The 17,207-nt window shown below is 32.5% G+C and carries 14 protein-coding genes; 10 read left to right on the forward strand and 4 right to left on the reverse strand.

Annotated elements, in window-relative coordinates; translation table 11 throughout:
• Nucleotides 1-11 precede the first annotated feature (11 nt).
• From purH to QO190_RS02290, 6 genes are all read left to right on the forward strand, one after another.
• On the forward strand, nucleotides 12-1,526 hold the full coding sequence (gene purH / locus QO190_RS02265) for a bifunctional phosphoribosylaminoimidazolecarboxamide formyltransferase/IMP cyclohydrolase (RefSeq protein ID WP_371461353.1): 1,515 nt from the start codon (nucleotides 12-14) through the stop codon (nucleotides 1,524-1,526).
• Between the two features lie 110 nt (nucleotides 1,527-1,636).
• Nucleotides 1,637-2,875 (forward strand): phosphoribosylamine--glycine ligase, encoded by a 1,239-nt coding sequence (purD, locus tag QO190_RS02270; RefSeq protein ID WP_371461352.1) that lies wholly within the window; start codon nucleotides 1,637-1,639, stop codon nucleotides 2,873-2,875.
• Nucleotides 2,876-3,127: 252 nt separating this feature from the next.
• Nucleotides 3,128-4,657 (forward strand): glutamine-hydrolyzing GMP synthase, encoded by a 1,530-nt coding sequence (gene guaA, locus QO190_RS02275; protein ID WP_371461350.1) that lies wholly within the window; start codon nucleotides 3,128-3,130, stop codon nucleotides 4,655-4,657.
• Between the two features lie 68 nt (nucleotides 4,658-4,725).
• A complete protein-coding gene (locus tag QO190_RS02280; protein WP_371461349.1) occupies nucleotides 4,726-5,232 on the forward strand; it encodes a hypothetical protein in 507 nt (168 codons plus the stop codon).
• A gap of 109 nt (nucleotides 5,233-5,341) precedes the next feature.
• Nucleotides 5,342-6,475 (forward strand): porin, encoded by a 1,134-nt coding sequence (locus QO190_RS02285; protein WP_371461348.1) that lies wholly within the window; start codon nucleotides 5,342-5,344, stop codon nucleotides 6,473-6,475.
• 30 nt (nucleotides 6,476-6,505) lie between these two features.
• Entirely contained in the window at nucleotides 6,506-7,858 is a 1,353-nt protein-coding gene (locus QO190_RS02290) for a DEAD/DEAH box helicase (protein ID WP_371461347.1), read from the forward strand.
• A 34-nt stretch (nucleotides 7,859-7,892) separates the two neighbouring features.
• Here QO190_RS02290 and QO190_RS02295 read toward each other — a convergent pair whose 3' ends face one another.
• From QO190_RS02295 to QO190_RS02310, 4 genes are all read right to left on the reverse strand, one after another.
• Entirely contained in the window at nucleotides 7,893-8,552 is a 660-nt protein-coding gene (locus tag QO190_RS02295) for a GDSL-type esterase/lipase family protein (RefSeq protein ID WP_371461346.1), read from the reverse strand.
• A 45-nt stretch (nucleotides 8,553-8,597) separates the two neighbouring features.
• Nucleotides 8,598-9,968, reverse strand: a complete 1,371-nt coding sequence (locus tag QO190_RS02300) for an aminotransferase class V-fold PLP-dependent enzyme (protein ID WP_371461345.1) — start codon at nucleotides 9,966-9,968, stop codon at nucleotides 8,598-8,600.
• 86 nt (nucleotides 9,969-10,054) lie between these two features.
• Nucleotides 10,055-11,218, reverse strand: coding sequence for an iron-containing alcohol dehydrogenase (locus tag QO190_RS02305; protein WP_371461344.1), 1,164 nt, complete (start codon nucleotides 11,216-11,218; stop codon nucleotides 10,055-10,057).
• Between the two features lie 300 nt (nucleotides 11,219-11,518).
• Nucleotides 11,519-11,881, reverse strand: coding sequence for a helix-turn-helix domain-containing protein (locus QO190_RS02310; protein ID WP_371461343.1), 363 nt, complete (start codon nucleotides 11,879-11,881; stop codon nucleotides 11,519-11,521).
• Between the two features lie 145 nt (nucleotides 11,882-12,026).
• On the opposite strand from QO190_RS02310, the gene QO190_RS02315 reads away from it, so the two are divergent.
• From QO190_RS02315 to QO190_RS02330, 4 genes are all read left to right on the forward strand, one after another.
• A complete protein-coding gene (locus QO190_RS02315) occupies nucleotides 12,027-13,670 on the forward strand; it encodes a hypothetical protein (RefSeq protein WP_371461341.1) in 1,644 nt (547 codons plus the stop codon).
• Between the two features lie 11 nt (nucleotides 13,671-13,681).
• Nucleotides 13,682-14,095 (forward strand): hypothetical protein, encoded by a 414-nt coding sequence (locus tag QO190_RS02320; RefSeq protein ID WP_371461340.1) that lies wholly within the window; start codon nucleotides 13,682-13,684, stop codon nucleotides 14,093-14,095.
• Nucleotides 14,096-14,129: 34 nt separating this feature from the next.
• The gene (locus QO190_RS02325; protein ID WP_371461339.1) at nucleotides 14,130-14,555 is read left to right on the forward strand and encodes a hypothetical protein; all 426 of its coding nucleotides are present in this window, start codon (nucleotides 14,130-14,132) and stop codon (nucleotides 14,553-14,555) included.
• Between the two features lie 81 nt (nucleotides 14,556-14,636).
• The gene (locus tag QO190_RS02330) at nucleotides 14,637-17,183 is read left to right on the forward strand and encodes a phosphoenolpyruvate carboxylase (RefSeq protein WP_371461434.1); all 2,547 of its coding nucleotides are present in this window, start codon (nucleotides 14,637-14,639) and stop codon (nucleotides 17,181-17,183) included.
• Nucleotides 17,184-17,207: the final 24 nt, after the last annotated feature.

Here is a 17,207-nt window from a genome sequence, read left to right on the forward strand (position 1 = left end):
TATAAATAAAAATGAAAAAACGAGCATTAATCAGTGTCTCCAACAAAAACAATCTTATTGATTTTGCCAAATTTTTAGAATCTAAAAATTACGAACTCATTTCTACTGGCGGGACCTTTAAACATCTTAAAGAAGCGGGACTTAACCCAATTCAGATTGATGAAGTGACCAATTTTCCTGAAATGTTAGACGGAAGAGTAAAAACCCTTCATCCAAAAGTTCATGGTGGACTTCTTGCGGTTCGTGATAACGAAGAACACATGAAAACTGTTCAGGAACATGGAATAGAACTGATTGATATGGTGATTGTAAACCTTTATCCGTTTTTCGAAAATGTAAATAAAGAAATTTCATTAGAAGAAAAAGTAGAATTCATCGATATTGGTGGACCATCAATGCTTCGTTCTGCAGCTAAAAATTTCGCTTCTGTGACTGTAGTTACCGATGTGGAAGATTATGCTAAAGTTCAACAAGAAATTTCTGAAAACGGGAATACTACAATAGAAACTCGTAAAAAATTGGCAGGTAAAGTTTTCAACTTAACTTCTGCTTATGATGCTGCAATTTCTCAAATGTTGTTGAATGAAGAATATCCTGAATATTTACAAGCATCTTACCAAAAAGTTTCAGATTTAAGATACGGAGAAAATCCTCATCAATCAGCAGCGTATTACGTTTCTACTACAGAAAACGGTGCGATGAAAGATTTCGAAATTTTAGGGGGTAAAGAACTGTCTTTCAATAATTTGAGAGATATGGATTTATGTTGGAAAGTAGTGAATGAATTCAAAGATGAAATGGCTTGTTGTGCCGTAAAACATTCTACACCTTGTGGAGTTGCCATCGGAAATTCTGCTTTAGAAACTTATACCAAAACTTTCGAATGCGACCCAATTTCTATTTTCGGGGGAATCATCGGAATGAATTATAAAGTAGATGCGGCAACAGCGGAAGAATTGAATAAAACTTTCCTTGAAATTGTAATGGCGACTGATTTTGATGAAGATGCATTAGAAATTTTGAGAAAGAAGAAAAATCTTAGAATTATAAAAATCAAAAATCCAGTTTCAGACAAAAAAACTTGGGTGAAAATAGATGGCGGAATTTTGGTTCAAGATGTAGATGATCAATTTTCTACAGATTTTAAAGTAGTTACAGAAATCCAACCAACAGAACAGCAAGAAAAAGCACTTTTATTCGCTCAAAGAGTGGTTAAATATGTAAAATCAAACGCTATCGTAGTTTCAAACGGAATTCAAGCGTTCGGAATTGGAGGCGGTCAAGTGAATAGAATTTGGGCTACAGAACAAGCGATTTCTAGAGCTAAGGAAAAATTCAGCGGCGATTTAGTTTTGGCTTCAGATGCATTTTTCCCTTTCAGAGATGTAGTTGATTTCTGTGCTAAAGAAGGAATTACAGCGATTGTACAACCTGGCGGTTCTGTAAAAGATGAAGATTCTATTGCAGCTGCTAATGAACATAAAATTCCAATGATGTTCACAGGAATGAGACATTTCCTACACTAATTAAAAATTGAAGAATTAAAAAATTAATTTTGACTTAAAATCAAACAAATTCGTAAATTTGATAAAATCAATATACCAAATACTAACATACCAAATACCAAATACAAAAAATGAAAGTATTAATAATAGGAAACGGAGGTAGAGAATCTGCTATTGCAAAAAAATTGTCAGAAGACAAAAGAATCAGTCAAATGTTTTTTGCAAAAGGCAATGCTACAACAAAAAATTTAGGTAAAAACTTGCCTTATGAGAGTGTAGCAGAGTTAAGAGATTTTGCTCTTAGAGAAAAAATAGATTTCACATTCGTAGGTCCAGAATTACCTTTAGTTAATGGTATTGTAGACGAATTTCAGAAACATAATCTCAAAATTTTTGGCCCAACAAAACGTGCCGCAGATTTAGAAGGAAGCAAAGCTTTTTCTAAAAAATTTATGCAAGATTATGGCATCAGAACAGCCAAAGCTGCTATTTTTGATTCTTATGTAGAAGCAGACCAATATATCCAAAATCATTCTTATCCTTTGGTGATTAAAGCAAGTGGTTTAGCAAGCGGAAAAGGAGTAGTTATTTGTGAAGACAAAGAAACTGCGCATCACACTTTGCACCAATTCATGATTGAAAGAATTTATGGAGATGCTGGAATAAAAGTTGTCATTGAAGAGTTTTTACAAGGTTTCGAAGCGTCTATTATTGCTTTTTGGAATGGCGAAAAAGCTTTTCCATGTGTTTCTGCCAAAGATTATAAAAAAGTAGGAAACGGAAATACTGGCGCAAATACTGGTGGAATGGGAACTGTAGCTCCAAGTCCAGAATTTACGGCAGAGCATTTAGCAGATTTTAATAAAAATATTTTAGAGCCTACCGTTAAAGGAATTAAAGACAAAGCACTTGATTTTGTAGGGATTATATTTTTTGGCGTTTTGGTACAAGATAATCAATGTTATTTGTTAGAATATAACATGAGATTTGGCGATCCAGAAACGCAAGTCATCATGGCACTTTTAGAGAATAATTTGCTGGATGTTATCCATGATTGTATCGAAGGAAAAGATTTAGATTTACAGTTTTCAGACAAGAAGGCGATTTGCCTCGTAATGTGTTCTGGCGGTTATCCCGGGAATTATGAAATCGGTTACGAAATCCAAGGTTTAGATAAGGTAAAACACAGCAATGTTCTCTTTGCTGGAGCAGAGCAAATTGCAGGAAAAGTAGTCACCAATTCTGGTAGAGTGCTTAACGTGGTTGCAACTGGTGATACTTACGAAGAAGCCCGCGAAAAAGTCTATGAAGATGCTAAAACACTTCATTTTGACTACGCATTTTACAGGGAAGACATCGGAAAATTTTAATAAAATGAGGGAATTTTCCCTCAATTTTTTTAGGAGCTAATCCTGCTTTCCTCTGCAATCTGTCATTGCGAGCAAAGCGAAGCAATCCCAAGTTTTTTGCTCACAATAACAGGATTTCCGTTGCAATCAGGGCTAGTTACGCTTAGAAATAATAAGTAATTTTTGTTTATTTAGTCGAGTTTCTAAGTCTTGAATTTTTGGTTCTTTTGGTTCAAGCCAAAAGAACATTAAAGTAATAAAATAGAAAAATAAATGAATAAAGGAATCATCATTTTGGACTTCGGTTCACAATATAACCAATTGATTGGTAGAAGAATACGCGAAATGGAAGTGTATTCGGAAATTTTACCTTTTAATACCTCTTTAGAAGAAATAAAATCCAAAAATCCTGCGGGAATCATCCTTTCTGGAGGCCCGAGTTCTGTAAATTCTCCAGATGCACATTTGGTAGAAAAAGAATTATTCGAATTGGGAATTCCAGTTTTGGGAATTTGCTACGGAATGCAACTTACAGCACATCTTTTGGGCGGAAACGTAAAAAAAGGTGAAAAAGGAGAATACGGAAAAGCAACTCTAGAAATCACAAAATCTAATCCACTTTTTACAGGAGTAAGCAGATTTTCTACCGTTTGGATGAGCCATTTTGATGAAGTGGAAACCTTGCCAGAGAATTTTGAAATTTCAGCAAAATCTGGAGTAATTGCAGGGATTTTTAACGAAAAGAAAAATATTTATTGCGTTCAGTTCCATCCAGAAGTTTCGCACAGTGAATTTGGAGCTAAAATGCTCGAAAACTTCGTTTTCCAGATTTGTAAAGCAGAAAAAAATTGGAAACTTACCAATTATATCGAAAAAACCGTTGCCGAAATCCGCGAAAAAGTAGGAAATGACAAGGTCATTCTTGGGCTTTCTGGTGGTGTAGATTCATCGGTAGCTGCGGTTCTCATTCATAAAGCTATTGGTGACCAGTTGCAATGTATTTTCGTAGATACAGGACTTTTGCGTAAAGATGAAGGCAAAAAAGTAATGGAAAATTACGGAGAACATTTCCATATGAATATTGATATGGTAGATGCTTCACAAAGATTTTTATCAAAATTAGCTGGCGTTTCAGATCCAGAAGAAAAACGAAAAATCATCGGTAGAGAATTTGTGGCCGTTTTTGATGAAGAATCTCACAAATTTGAAGGCGCTAAATTTTTAGCTCAAGGAACCATTTATCCTGATGTTATAGAATCTCAATCGGTAAAAGGACCTTCTGCAGTGATTAAATCTCACCACAATGTAGGTGGATTGCCAGAAGAAATGAAACTTCAACTTCTAGAACCGCTTCGTGAATTATTTAAAGACGAAGTAAGAAAAGTAGGCGAAGAATTGGGAATCCCGCATCATTTGGTTTACAGACATCCGTTTCCAGGACCAGGTTTAGGAATCAGAGTTTTAGGAGAAGTAGATGCCGAAAAAGTAAAAATTTTACAAGAAGCAGATGATATTTTCATAGAAGAATTGTATAAAAATGATTTGTATGAAAAAGTTTCTCAGGCTTTTGTGGTTTTACTTCCTGTGAAATCTGTTGGAGTAATGGGAGACGAAAGAACGTATGAATACACCGCTGTAGTTCGCTCTGCGAATACTACAGATTTTATGACGGCAACTTTCAGCCATTTTCCTTGGGAATTTTTAGAAAATGTATCGAACAGAATTATCAATGAGGTGAAAGGAATCAATAGAGTGGCTTATGATATTTCGAGTAAACCACCAGCAACAATTGAGTGGGAATAAATTTTAAAATCTTTCATATTAATGAAAGATTTTTTTTATTTTTGGAATAACCTAAAACACAAATGATTATGAAAAAAATAGCTTCTATTTCGTTTTTTCTGATGGTTAATTTCTTGTTTTCACAAATTTCTGATGTGAAGATAGAAGGAGATTTTAACGGAGATGGCGAAAAAGAATTTGCATACGCTAAGGTTTCAGATTGTAGTGATGAATGCGAAGGAAATTGTATTACTACCATTCATTTTTCCGATGAAAAAATTAAACCGATTACCATCAAAAATGCTAAAAACGATGATTTATATAACCTGAAAGATTTAAACAATGATGGCGCAGATGAAATAGGATTTTATCCGAATTGGTGTACCAGTTGTTGGCACTCTTTTTACGTCTACACTTTTAAAAATAATGAATCGAAATTCTTGGTAAAACCTATTCCTACACATTGTTCGCAATGGGAAGAAAATAAATTTCCAATTGAAAAAGATCCTCTGAAAAAAGGATTTGTAAGAATTATTTCAAGTGTTTGGAAAAATGATGAAATCAAAGTAGAAACCAAATCTGTGAAGCTCAAATAATGATTTTTGTCTTATTTTCTTAAATTATTCTCTGCTTAGCATAATTTAGTCCTTTTTGAATGATAATTTTGCATCTTCAAATTTAAATGATTGTTTAAAATTAATGAAGATGAAGAAAATTCTTTTATTCAGTTTTGTATTGTTCAGTTTGGCGATTTTTGCGCAAAATGATTCTAAAAAAGACACCATTTCTAACTATTCTAAAATCTTAAGAAACACTAGTTTTAGTGGTTTGTTGCAGACGAGATATTTGGTTTCTCTCACCGAAAATGTAGACGTAAACGGTGTAAATATTGCAGACCAACAGAAATTAGTATCCAATAGTTTTAATGTAAGAAGAGCAAGATTTTTATTGAAATCTAAAATTAATGACCGTTTTGACTTGGGAATGATGCTTAATTTTTCTGAATTTAACAGCAGTAATCTTACTGGAAAAGTACTAGAACAAGCTTTTGTAAGATATTCTCATAATAAGCATCTTAAAATTCAATTAGGGCAGTTCCGTCCGTATTTTGGGATAGAAGACGAAATTCCGAGTGAGTTTATTAAGTCTGTAGATTTCTCAAATGGTTATTATTTATTGGGGAAAAACGGTTGGCAAAGTTTCCAAACCGGAATTGCTGTTTATGGTGATATCAATAATGCTAAAAATCCTTTGAAATATTATATCGGAGCTACCAATGGAAATTCTCGTGGTTCTGAAATCGATAATGACCAAAGCAAACACGTTTACGCCAGATTAGAAAAGGATTTTAAAGATGATTTAAAAATTGGAGTGAATGGCGGAATTGGCAGTTACATCAATCAATCAGGAAATGTAATCGGGGCCGATGTAGAAAAAACTTTTACCATCAATCCAAAATGGAATCTAGAAATCATCTCTGAATACAAAGAAGGAAACAATTTTTCAGAATTTGGAGTTTCTAAGCTTTCGCCAAAACCAGAGCTGAAAGATTTTAGATTCAGAAGTTTTTATATCAATCCTATTATTCGATATAATCTGAATTCACCAAGACTAAGAAGCATAGAATTCTCTAACCGATATGAATATCTAAATCCTAACTATCAATTAGAAGGCAATGTAAGAACTACTTTTACGCCAATGCTTACATTAGAATTCGCTGACCAATATTTTGCTTGTTTGCAAATAGGAGCAATGATTGATGATTATCAAAAAAATGTTCCACTTACTTCAGAGTATGATCATACTACAATGTTTGTGCAAGTTCAGGCGAGATTTTAACCTCAAATTTAAAAATCGTATTTTTGCCAAATGAAAGTATCATTTGCAGATTTTGATTTGCCAAAACAACTCAACAGCGCTTTAGAAAAATTAGGAATTTCTGAGCCAACACCTATTCAGCTGAAATCTTTTTCGCCAATTATGTCTGGAAAAGATGTAATGGGAATTGCACAAACCGGAACCGGTAAAACATTAGCTTATCTTCTTCCAGTTCTTAAAACTTGGAAATACAATAAAAACGGAAGTCCAACTGTACTTATCCTTGTTCCTACACGTGAATTGGTGGTACAAGTTGCCGAAGTTGTAGAAAAACTGACAGAAGATATGTCAACAAGAGTTTTAGGCGTTTATGGCGGTGTAAATATTAATACTCAGAAACTTTTGGTTTACGAAGGTGTAGATATTTTGGTGGGAACTCCGGGAAGAGTAATGGATTTGATGAAAGATGCTGTTTTGAACTTGAAAGATTTGAAAAAACTGATTATCGATGAGTTTGATGAGATGCTTTCATTGGGTTTCAGAAGACAGTTAGAAGATATTTTCACGATGATGAGTGAGCGCAGACAAAATATTCTTTTCTCTGCAACGATGACGGATGAAGTAGATGCCATGTTAGACGAATATTTCAAAAATCCACAGGAAATTTCTTTAGCAAGAAGCGGAACTCCACTCGAAAAAATAGCTCAATCTGCTATTCCGGTAAAGAATTTTAATACCAAATTAAATCTATTGGCTCACCTTTTAAGAACGCAAGATGAATTTGAGAAAATTCTAATTTTTGCCAATAATAAGAGACACGCCGATTTAATTTTTAATAAAATAGATGAAGAATTTCCTGGAGAATTTGGGGTGATTCACTCGAATAAATCTCAGAATTTCAGATTGAGAACCATGAAATCTTTCTCAGACAATGAATTGAGAGGAATTATTACTACTGATGTTATGGCGAGAGGTCTTGATATTCCGGATGTTTCTCACGTTTTTAACTTTGAAATTCCAGAAATTCAGGAGCAATATATTCACAGAATTGGTAGAACAGGTAGAGCAGATAAAGACGGAATTGCGATTTCTTTTTACACACCAAAAGAAGAAGAACGTTTCATAGAACTGGAAATGTTTATGAACAAGGAAGTGAAAAGAGTAGAATTTCCAGAAGAAGTGAAGGTTTCTGAGGTGAAAATCGCGTCAGAAAAAGAAGTTGTAGTGATGAAAAATCCTGTTCAGTATAAAAAAATTGAACCAGGTTCTGCTTTCCACGAGAAAAAAGATAAAAATAAAAAAGTGAATCTTGGTGGACCAAGCAAAAGAAAACCACCCAAAACCAAACCGGGAAACAGAGCTCAAGCAAAGGCAAAATCTATTGCGAAGAGAAAAAAGAAATAATAAAAAAACCGCTCCGAATTTCGGAGCGGTTTTTTTATTTTAAATAAGGATACATCACTTTAGTCCAGATTTTATAACCTTCAGGTTTCATGTGTAGCATATCTTCTAAGTATAAATCTTTTCTGATGTTACCATTTTCATCATTCATGCTTTCTGTGATGTCTATAAATTCTGCATTTTTCTTAGCATTCATGAAGTTTTTAATTTTTTTATTCACTTGCTTCATGGTCGGCCAATATTGTTCTCTACTTGGCGAATATTTGATGGAAACATAAGCGATGTTGGCATTTGGATAATGAACCCTTACCGTTTTATAAAATTGTTTAAATCTTTTGAAAACTTCATTTGCAGAAGGTTTTTCACCATGTGCAATGTCATTTTCGCCACAATAGATCACCACTTGCTTCGGTTGATAAGGATTGAGTAAATCTTCGGCATAGTAATTTAGATTAAGCAATCTAGAACCTCCAAAAGCTCTATTGATAATGGTTTTATCAGGGAAATAATCTGCTACATCTTTCCACATGGTAAAAGATGAACTTCCCAAGAAAAGGATAGCATCTTTTGGTGGTGTTTTTTCTGCATCTAATTTTTTAAAATGTTGAATATCATCATAAAAATCTGCTTTTTGAGCAGTAAGAGAACCGAAAATAAATACAAAAAAGAGGAATGTAATTTTAAGAAAATTCTTCATGATATAAATATTAGGATAAACTTTTCAAATTTAGGGAAACTCAAATTACTTATTTAGTAATTCTCTCATGAAATTCATCAGTTTATCAATATCATTTTTAGTTGTAGCAATTCCTACAGAAATTCTGGTTGCGCCACGCATTTTTCCTAAAAATTTAATCATGTCTTTGTAATCACCTTGTTCGTGAGAAGAGTAGTAGGTTGCTAATTCATTGTCTGTCAAGCAATTATTAACTTCGTCAATACCGGGATTGCAGAAACAACCTGAACGAAGTGAAATGTTATGCTGATTCGCCATTTCTTCTATTTGCTCGAATTCATAACGAACGCCTTCTTCGTTATAAAACCCTAAAATAATGGTTCCTCCAAGATTTTGATGGTCTTTTGGTCCGAAAATCTGAATTAATTTTCTACCATTATCGTGTTGTAAACTTTCTAAATTTTCGAATAGATATTTTCTAAGTGAAGCAACTCTTTCATTAATGCGCTGAATTCCTATATTTTCGATATAATCTAAACCAATTTTTACTGCAGGAATGTCTAAATAATTGAGCGTTCCATCTTCGAATCTTTCGTGGTTATTAATCAAGAAATGATGAATGGCATTCACCGAAACCAAGCTTACAGTTCCACCTGCAAACCATGGTTTTTGTAGTTTTTTAAACTTTTCTTTATTCACCAAAAGACAACCAATTCCTGTAGGATAACCAAAAATTTTATAAAAAGAAACACATACAAAATCTGGTTTCACTTCCTTTAAGTCCAATTGATTCGTTGGGACAAATGCAGCTGCATCTAGTAAAACATCCCAACCTAAATCCTGTGCTTTTTTAATCCAACCTAAATCGTATTTCACGCCAGAAACGTTTGACTGAGCAGGAAAAGCGAAGAGTTTATTTTCAAAATTTTCAGATTCTTGAAGTTTTTCCATCACGAAATTTTCGTCCATTCTTAAATCCTGATAATAGATAGGAGCGTAAGTAACTTTTCCGCCTTTTGATAGGCAAAATTGACGAATTCCATTTACCGAATTATGGTTGTCTGCAAGAAGTAAAAAATGTGATTTCTCGTTGAATGGATAAGATTCTCCTACAATTTTCAATGCATTAGAAGCATTTTGCGTAAAAATGCAGTAATAATCTTCAGCATTGAAGTAGTCAATTACCTTTTGTCTTGCTTCTTCTACCAATTTTGTTGACAATTGAGAAGTAGGATTGGTAGAATGCGGATTGCCGAGAATATTATTAATCAGCAAATCTTGATGTTCCAAAATCTGTGATTTAGCGTAGAGATTTCCTCCCGTAAAATCTAGATAAACTTGCTTGTGTGTATCTAAACGTTTGTATTCTACATTTCTCAGAATTTCGAAGAAATCATTGTGTGCTAAAACGGTCTTATTCTCTGCTAATGCATTCATTTTTACTTTTTTTCAAAAATAAAAAAAAATCACAGAATTCTCTGTGATTTTGTGAAAGTTATTTTGAGCATATAATGAACGAGTCATTAGTACGCCATTTCTACAATTTTTTTAGCATCTTCAGGTTTTACAATGCCTTTTTCGCCAATCGCTAACCAATTTCTCGCAATAAAAGCTTCTTGAATTTTTTCTGCTGTTCCTTGGTAGTTTTCGGTATACTCAGATAATTTGGTTTTTATCCCTAAACTTTGGAAGAAAGCTTCCATTTTTTCTATTCCTTTCAATGCTTTTTCTTCAGTAGAACCTTCTGTTACATTCCAAACTCTTTCTGCATATTGAGCTAATTTTTCTTTTTTAGCTTCAAAATTATAACGGTAATGAGAAGGTGCAATAATGGCTAAAGTTCTAGCATGGTCTATACCAAATTGAGCAGTTAATTCGTGACCAATTCCGTGAATTGCCCAGTCAGAAATAACTCCTTTTTGAATCAATCCGTTTAAAGCCATGGTACAACTCCACATAAAATTAGCAGCTGAATCATAATCGAATTCTTCTTCCATCATTTTTGGAGCAATTTCTTGTAAAGTTTGTAAAATACTTTCGGCGAAACGGTCTTGAAGCGTTGCGGAAGTTTTTACGGTCATGTATTGCTCTAAAACGTGAGTGTAAGCATCTGTAATACCGTTTGCAATTTGTTTTTTAGGAATCGAACGAATCACTTCTGGATCTAAAATAGAAAATTGAGGGAATAAGCCAGGACCTCCCATTCCTAATTTCTGACCGATTTCTCTTCTAGAAACTACTGCGCCAGAATTCATTTCAGAACCTGTTGCAGGAAGTGTAAGTACAGAAGCAAATGGTAAACCTTTTCCTTCCTCTGTTCTAATTCCATTTTTTAAAATATCCCATGGTTCTCCTTCGTAATTGGCTGCAGCAGAAAGGAATTTAACTCCATCAATTACAGAACCACCACCTACTGCTAACATGTAAGTGATATTTTTTTCTTTGATGATTTTTAACGCTTCTAATAAAACTTCATATTCTGGATTTGCAGGAATTCCACCGAATTCTTCCCATTGATAACCTTCTAATGCTGCTTTTACTTGGTCGTAAACGCCATTGGTTTTAATGCTTCCGCCTCCGTAAAGCACTAATATTTTTTCTGTTTTCGGGATTTCTCTAGAAATTTTAGCGATTTCGCCTTTACCGAAAATAATTTTTGTAGGATTTTTAAATTCAAAATTTAACATATCAATAAATTTTTTCCCAAAATTACGAATTTTGATTTCCTCTATCTTTTTAATTCATAAAAACTTCATATTGAAAAATTCAATGATTAGTGAATAAATATCTATGCGCATGTTTTATCAAAAACGTGCTGACGTTTTATTAAAAAGATGCGCACGTTTTTACAAAAAGATGCGCACGTTTTTTTATTAATAAAATTAGTTTAAAAAAAGTAACTAGATTCGTCTTTATTAGTTACTTTATTAATGTATAATTTTGAAATAAATATATCACAAAATACTGTAAGGAAATTGTAAAATAAGTTATTGTTTTACAAATTTTTCTATTACTTTATTAAGTAAAGTAATTTGTTCATCTTTACTAATTAATAATTTCTCATAGATTTCTTTATTTTCAATGTGTAAATTTTGAACATAACCATTTCCAAAAGAACCTTCGTTGTTTGTTTGATTTTGAATAACCATTTTATCAGCATCAAAAAAATCTATAATACTGGTGTCTAAGATTTCTGCTATTTTATAAAGACGTTCTACTGTAATTTTAGTGTCTTCGTTTTCTAATCTAGCATAAGATGCTTGGCTAATTTCTAAACTATTTGCCATGTATTCTTGTGAAAAACCTTTTCTTTCTCTTACTTTTCTAATATTAAAACCGGTTTTATTCATAATCTGTATATAATTATACGTTATATGAATACAAATATACATTTTTATTTTTGTAAATTTAAATTTAGTGTATATATTTGATAATGTTTTACAATGATTTTGTAAATCAAAAATAATTATTAACTTTAACAAAAACAATTAGCCTATGAAAAGACTCAATTATTATTTGGGAATAGTAGTGTTACTTATTATTACCATTGTATCCTGTAGGAATGAAATTTTCACAGAAAAGACAGAACAAATAGATCCCAACGCCATTTTATTTAAATCTAATGTGGTTTCATTAAGCCAGAGTAAGCACAGAAATAAGCTGTTGCCAGAGATAAGTGCAACAAAAAAAAAGCTAAGTAATGCCAAATACAAGACAAGTAACGGGAAAATAATTAATTTTGGAGATATAAGTTTAGATACAGATCATGTAGTTTATATAGAAAATGGACAAAACTACCATAATTATATTTTCAAAATTACAAGAGAAAATGGAACTGAAAATTTACCATTAGAGAATATTCTATTTACACCGTTGCCAGATGGTAGTTATAAAGAATTTTTGATAAGTTATAACATTACACAACAAGAAAGACAAGCGTTAGAACAAGGGATATGGAGAGTGCCAAAAGAAAGAATAACGATAAATGAGATAAAAAAAGGAACATATTCTAATACAATATTCCAAAAAACAAGTAGTGAAACATGCAATTGGGTTGCAGTAGATACTTATACGTTTTGCAGTGCAAATGTACATTTTCATGGAGAAGGATATCCTGATTGTACAGCAGAAATAAAATCACAATTGGTAACTACGTTTGTCTTAAAATGTGAAAGTGTAGATGATGGTAGTAGTACTAGTGGAGGAGGAACCTCATCAGGTGGAACATGGGAAGGCGGAACAGGAGATACAGACGGAACACAAGATGGAGGAACGGACGGAAGTGGAGGAGGAACCAGCCCATGTTCGGGAACAGGAATATACACACAGCCACAGGATCCTAGTTATAGTACAGGTGATTGCGAAGATGGAGTGCCTCTTTTACCTAATTTAGGGATAGGGAGTCCTCATGCTACACCTACTCCTTGTGAGAAAATAGTTACTGAAAATACTAAACTAAAAAGTATTACAGATAAAGAGCTTTTTATATCTAACAAAAATACTATAACGGCTAATATAAATACAGATACCAATGAGAAATCTTTTTCATATGGTGTAGATTCTAATAATGTATTTAAAACGACTCCAATAAAAGAAAGTACTACGGGTAATAGTGTTGGTATTGATGTTACTTATACTGGGCTTACAGTACAAGGAGGAACACATACACATTATAAAAATTTGTACGCCTCCTTTTCTATTAGAGACTTTTACTTGTTTAAAAATTCTAATGCCAGTAATTCTAATTTCAAAAATTATTTTGCTTTTGGTGCAGATGGTCACACTTATGCACTCTCAATTACTGATGAAGAAAAATTTAATAATTTTTTAACTAATTATCCTCTTAGTACTTTCTATGATGCTACTAATGATGAATGGAATGCCAATGAGAATATTGGACAGGATTATAAACTTGCATATAAACAATTTATGAATGATGGAAAGACAGATGATGAAGCGGATGCATTGGCACAAGCATTAGTGCTTAATAAGTATGGTGCAGGTATGTCTATAAGTAGGCAAGAAAGTGATGGTACTTTTAAAGGACTTTTCATCAACGAAACCAAAGTGCCAATGAATGTTGGTGGTATATTTATTAATGTAAGTGTTTTCACCCAAATAGATAATTGTAATTTATAAATTTAAAAATCATGAAACAACAATTAAAATTAGTTCTAGTATTTTCTTTTTTTCTTTTTTGTGGAGAAAGTAAAGCACAACTAGATACACTAAATTATATTAAGCAATTCGAAATCAATAAAGCCAATTATATTGGTAAACCTTTTTCTAAATTACTTACAGATATGACGAAGATACAGCCAAAGACAGTTTGGCCACAACCTAGAGGCAGATATAAAAATGAGATAAAAGGTTCTTTTTTTAATTTTTGTGAAAAAGAATTTTCCTTTCATAATGTAATTAATCTATATGTAGAATGGCAAGAAATATTACCAAGAGATCAAGTGAAATTTTATGAAACCAAAAATCATTTTTTCTTTACTAATGATGAAAAAACCTATTATAGTACAAAAATTATAAAGGATATAAAAGTTACCAGATGGTAAAGTATTTATTGTTTGTGCTTTGCTTATAAGTTCTGTGAGTAAAGCACAAGTTATTGAAGATGGAACTTATATAGGATTTGAACAGAATCCTTTTTGCTATAGTAAAGATTGTACAAGAGATTATAATGAAAATCGCCTCAAGAGAAATGAACTAGCATATAAAATAGTTTTACAAGTAAAAGGTTCTGATGTTTCATTAAGCAAATTATCTGTTACTTATTTTTCAAAACGTAAACAAATCATAGACTCTACAAAAGGAGGTTATTTCTTATATAAAAATATAGATGTTTCAAGTGACAGAATTTTTGCCTCTATAGATAAATGCAAGTATTGCAAAAAAGGAGGTTGTGGTGTTAGAAAGTATAATTATATTTTTTATCATTTTATAAAAGCAAAAGATGGAATATTATTAAAAAATGATTATAACGAAAATATTTTTTTGAAGAAGATTAAAAAGTAATAAGTTACTTAGTAAGTTAAAGCTACCAATTGGTAGCTTTAACTATTATTAAAATTAATGAGATTTTTATACCTTTGTTTCATGATTAATGAAGCCCGTTTAGAAAAATTTAGACAAGTTGTTGAAACTAAGTTTCAGATTTACAACAGTTTATTCATGAGTTTACCTTATGATAAAATGACCAATATTGGTATGCTTCTTCCGTTTCTATACGAAGAAAGCAGAGATGGTTATGAAGCAGGAAAGTCTCCAGAAGAAATTGTGGAAGAATTCTTCAAGAAACATACAGAGGTTACTACAGAAGAACAGAAGCAGGAATTGCTTTTTAAGATTATTCAATATATCGAAAGGCAAGTTGTGCTTTTTGACAGTATAGAAGATGCAGCTTTTCAACAGCTGCATTCAGAAAGTGATGCAGGAACAGTAATGCAATTGCATGAACGTGCTTTGCAAGAACATAAATTAGGAAAAGTTCGCGAAAAGTTAGAAGATTTTGCCGTAAAAGTGGTTTTTACAGCGCATCCTACACAGTTTTATCCGAATGCTGTACAAAGAATTTTGCATGATTTACGTTCTGCTATTTTAAAAGATGATATCAATGAAATAGACCTTTTGCTTCAGCAGTTAGGGAAAACTCCTTTTGTAAATAAAGAGAGACCAACTCCTCTTGATGAAGCATTAAGCATTATTTTCTACTTGAGATATGTGTATTATGATACAATTGGTGAATTGTATAAAAAACTGAAACAATCTTTCGGAAGTGAATCTTTTGATATACATCAAGACGTTTTTCAATTAGGTTTTTGGCCAGGAGGAGACAGAGATGGGAATCCTTTTGTGACGGCAGATGTTACGCTGAAAGTTGCTAATGAACTCAGAAATTCTATTCTCAAAAATTATTACAATCATTTAAAAGATTTACGAAGAAGATTAAGTTTCAGAGGCGTTTCAGAAGTATTAGAAAAACTAAGCAATGAATTGTACAATAACATTTTCAAAAACGAAAATTCTATTTCAAGTGAAACGATTTTAAAATATTTATCAGAAGCTGAACATATTCTCAAAACTCAGCATAATGGACTTTTTACCAATATTTTGGTAGATTACAGAGACAGAGTTAAGATTTTTGGAACTCACTTTGCAACTTTAGATATTCGTCAAGACAGTAGAATTCACCAAAAAGTGATAGATGAATTGGTGACTAAATATTCTAAGCAAAATATTGCAGAACTTACCAATTCTGAAAAAGTAAATATCTTGATTTCTGAACATATTCTGGCTCATCCCGATGATTTCGAAGATGAAATCATCAAAGAAACGCTAAAAAGTGTCATCAATGTTAAGGAAATTCAGGCAAAAAATGGGGAAAGAGGAATGCACCGTTATATTATTTCTAATTCTGATACGGTAGAAGATGTGATGAATGTTTTCGCTTTATTTAAAGTTTGTGGTTATCAAGATGAAGACATCAACATAGATATTGTTCCGCTTTTTGAAACCATGGAAGGTCTTGCGAATGCAGAAAAAGTGATGCAGGATTTATACAATGATGAAGTTTATCAAAAACATTTGGCGAAGAGAAAAAACGTGCAAACAATTATGCTCGGTTTTTCTGATGGAACCAAAGATGGTGGTTATTTAAAAGCCAATTGGGAAATTTATGCTACCAAAGAAAGACTTTCTAAAATTTCTGAAGAGAATGATGTAAAAGTAATTTTCTTTGACGGTAGAGGTGGACCTCCAGCTCGTGGTGGTGGTAAAACGCACCAGTTCTACGCAAGTCAAGGAAAAACAATTGCCAATAACAAAATAGAATTAACCATTCAAGGTCAAACCATTACTTCGGTTTTTGGAAATAAAGATCAAGCGAAATATAATTTTGAGCAACTTTTGACAGCTGGAATCGAGAATGAAGTTTTTAAAAATCACAAAAAAGATTTAACGGAAAAAGAAAGAACTTTAATTGAAGAATTGGCAGAATTGAGTTATGTAAAATATGTCGATTTAAAAGAAAATCCACTTTTTGTACCATATTTACAAGAAATAAGTACGCTTCAATATTACGGGAAAACCAACATAGGAAGCAGACCTAGTAAACGTGGTGCAGGAAATGAATTGAAGTTCGAGGATTTAAGAGCGATTCCTTTTGTGGGAAGTTGGAGCCAACTGAAACAAAATGTACCAGGATTTTTTGGTTTTGGAACAGCAATTAAAAAATTAAAAGACGAAGGTAGAATAGACGAAGTAAAAGATTTATTTAGAAATTCTGATTTCTTTAAAACTTTGGTGCTTAATTCTATGATGGCGATGAACAAATCTTATTTTCCGCTCACGTATTACATGAAAAATCATCCTAAATTTGGGGCGTTTTGGCAAGTTTTGTTCAGTGAGTATGAATTGTCTAAAGAAATGATGTTCGAAATTACAGGTTTCCATAGTTTGATGGAAGAAGAACCAGTAGGAAGAAAATCCGTGAAAATTAGAGAAAAAATAGTGCTTCCGTTGTTAAGTATTCAGCAGTATGCACTCATGAAATTACAGAAAAACGAAGGAGATAGAGTAACGCTCGAAAAATTAGTTACTCGTTCCCTCTTCGGTAACATTAATGCGAGTAGAAATTCGGCATAGAAGAGTCAAGTAAAAAGTAAGCCT

This window comes from Cloacibacterium sp. Arc13, from assembly GCF_041431305.1.
Taxonomy (GTDB): domain Bacteria; phylum Bacteroidota; class Bacteroidia; order Flavobacteriales; family Weeksellaceae; genus Cloacibacterium; species Cloacibacterium caeni_B.

What these genes read in the sequence shown, in the direction of transcription:
- purH (WP_371461353.1), top strand. Translation starts at nt 12, where the DNA reads ATGAAAAAACGAGCATTAATCAGTGTCTCCAACAAAAACAATCTTATT.
- purD (WP_371461352.1), top strand. Translation starts at nt 1,637, where the DNA reads ATGAAAGTATTAATAATAGGAAACGGAGGTAGAGAATCTGCTATTGCA.
- guaA (WP_371461350.1), top strand. Translation starts at nt 3,128, where the DNA reads ATGAATAAAGGAATCATCATTTTGGACTTCGGTTCACAATATAACCAA.
- QO190_RS02280 (WP_371461349.1), top strand. Translation starts at nt 4,726, where the DNA reads ATGAAAAAAATAGCTTCTATTTCGTTTTTTCTGATGGTTAATTTCTTG.
- QO190_RS02285 (WP_371461348.1), top strand. Translation starts at nt 5,342, where the DNA reads ATGAAGAAAATTCTTTTATTCAGTTTTGTATTGTTCAGTTTGGCGATT.
- QO190_RS02290 (WP_371461347.1), top strand. Translation starts at nt 6,506, where the DNA reads ATGAAAGTATCATTTGCAGATTTTGATTTGCCAAAACAACTCAACAGC.
- QO190_RS02295 (WP_371461346.1), bottom strand. Translation starts at nt 8,552, where the DNA reads ATGAAGAATTTTCTTAAAATTACATTCCTCTTTTTTGTATTTATTTTC.
- QO190_RS02300 (WP_371461345.1), bottom strand. Translation starts at nt 9,968, where the DNA reads ATGAATGCATTAGCAGAGAATAAGACCGTTTTAGCACACAATGATTTC.
- QO190_RS02305 (WP_371461344.1), bottom strand. Translation starts at nt 11,218, where the DNA reads ATGTTAAATTTTGAATTTAAAAATCCTACAAAAATTATTTTCGGTAAA.
- QO190_RS02310 (WP_371461343.1), bottom strand. Translation starts at nt 11,881, where the DNA reads ATGAATAAAACCGGTTTTAATATTAGAAAAGTAAGAGAAAGAAAAGGT.
- QO190_RS02315 (WP_371461341.1), top strand. Translation starts at nt 12,027, where the DNA reads ATGAAAAGACTCAATTATTATTTGGGAATAGTAGTGTTACTTATTATT.
- QO190_RS02320 (WP_371461340.1), top strand. Translation starts at nt 13,682, where the DNA reads ATGAAACAACAATTAAAATTAGTTCTAGTATTTTCTTTTTTTCTTTTT.
- QO190_RS02330 (WP_371461434.1), top strand. Translation starts at nt 14,637, where the DNA reads ATGATTAATGAAGCCCGTTTAGAAAAATTTAGACAAGTTGTTGAAACT.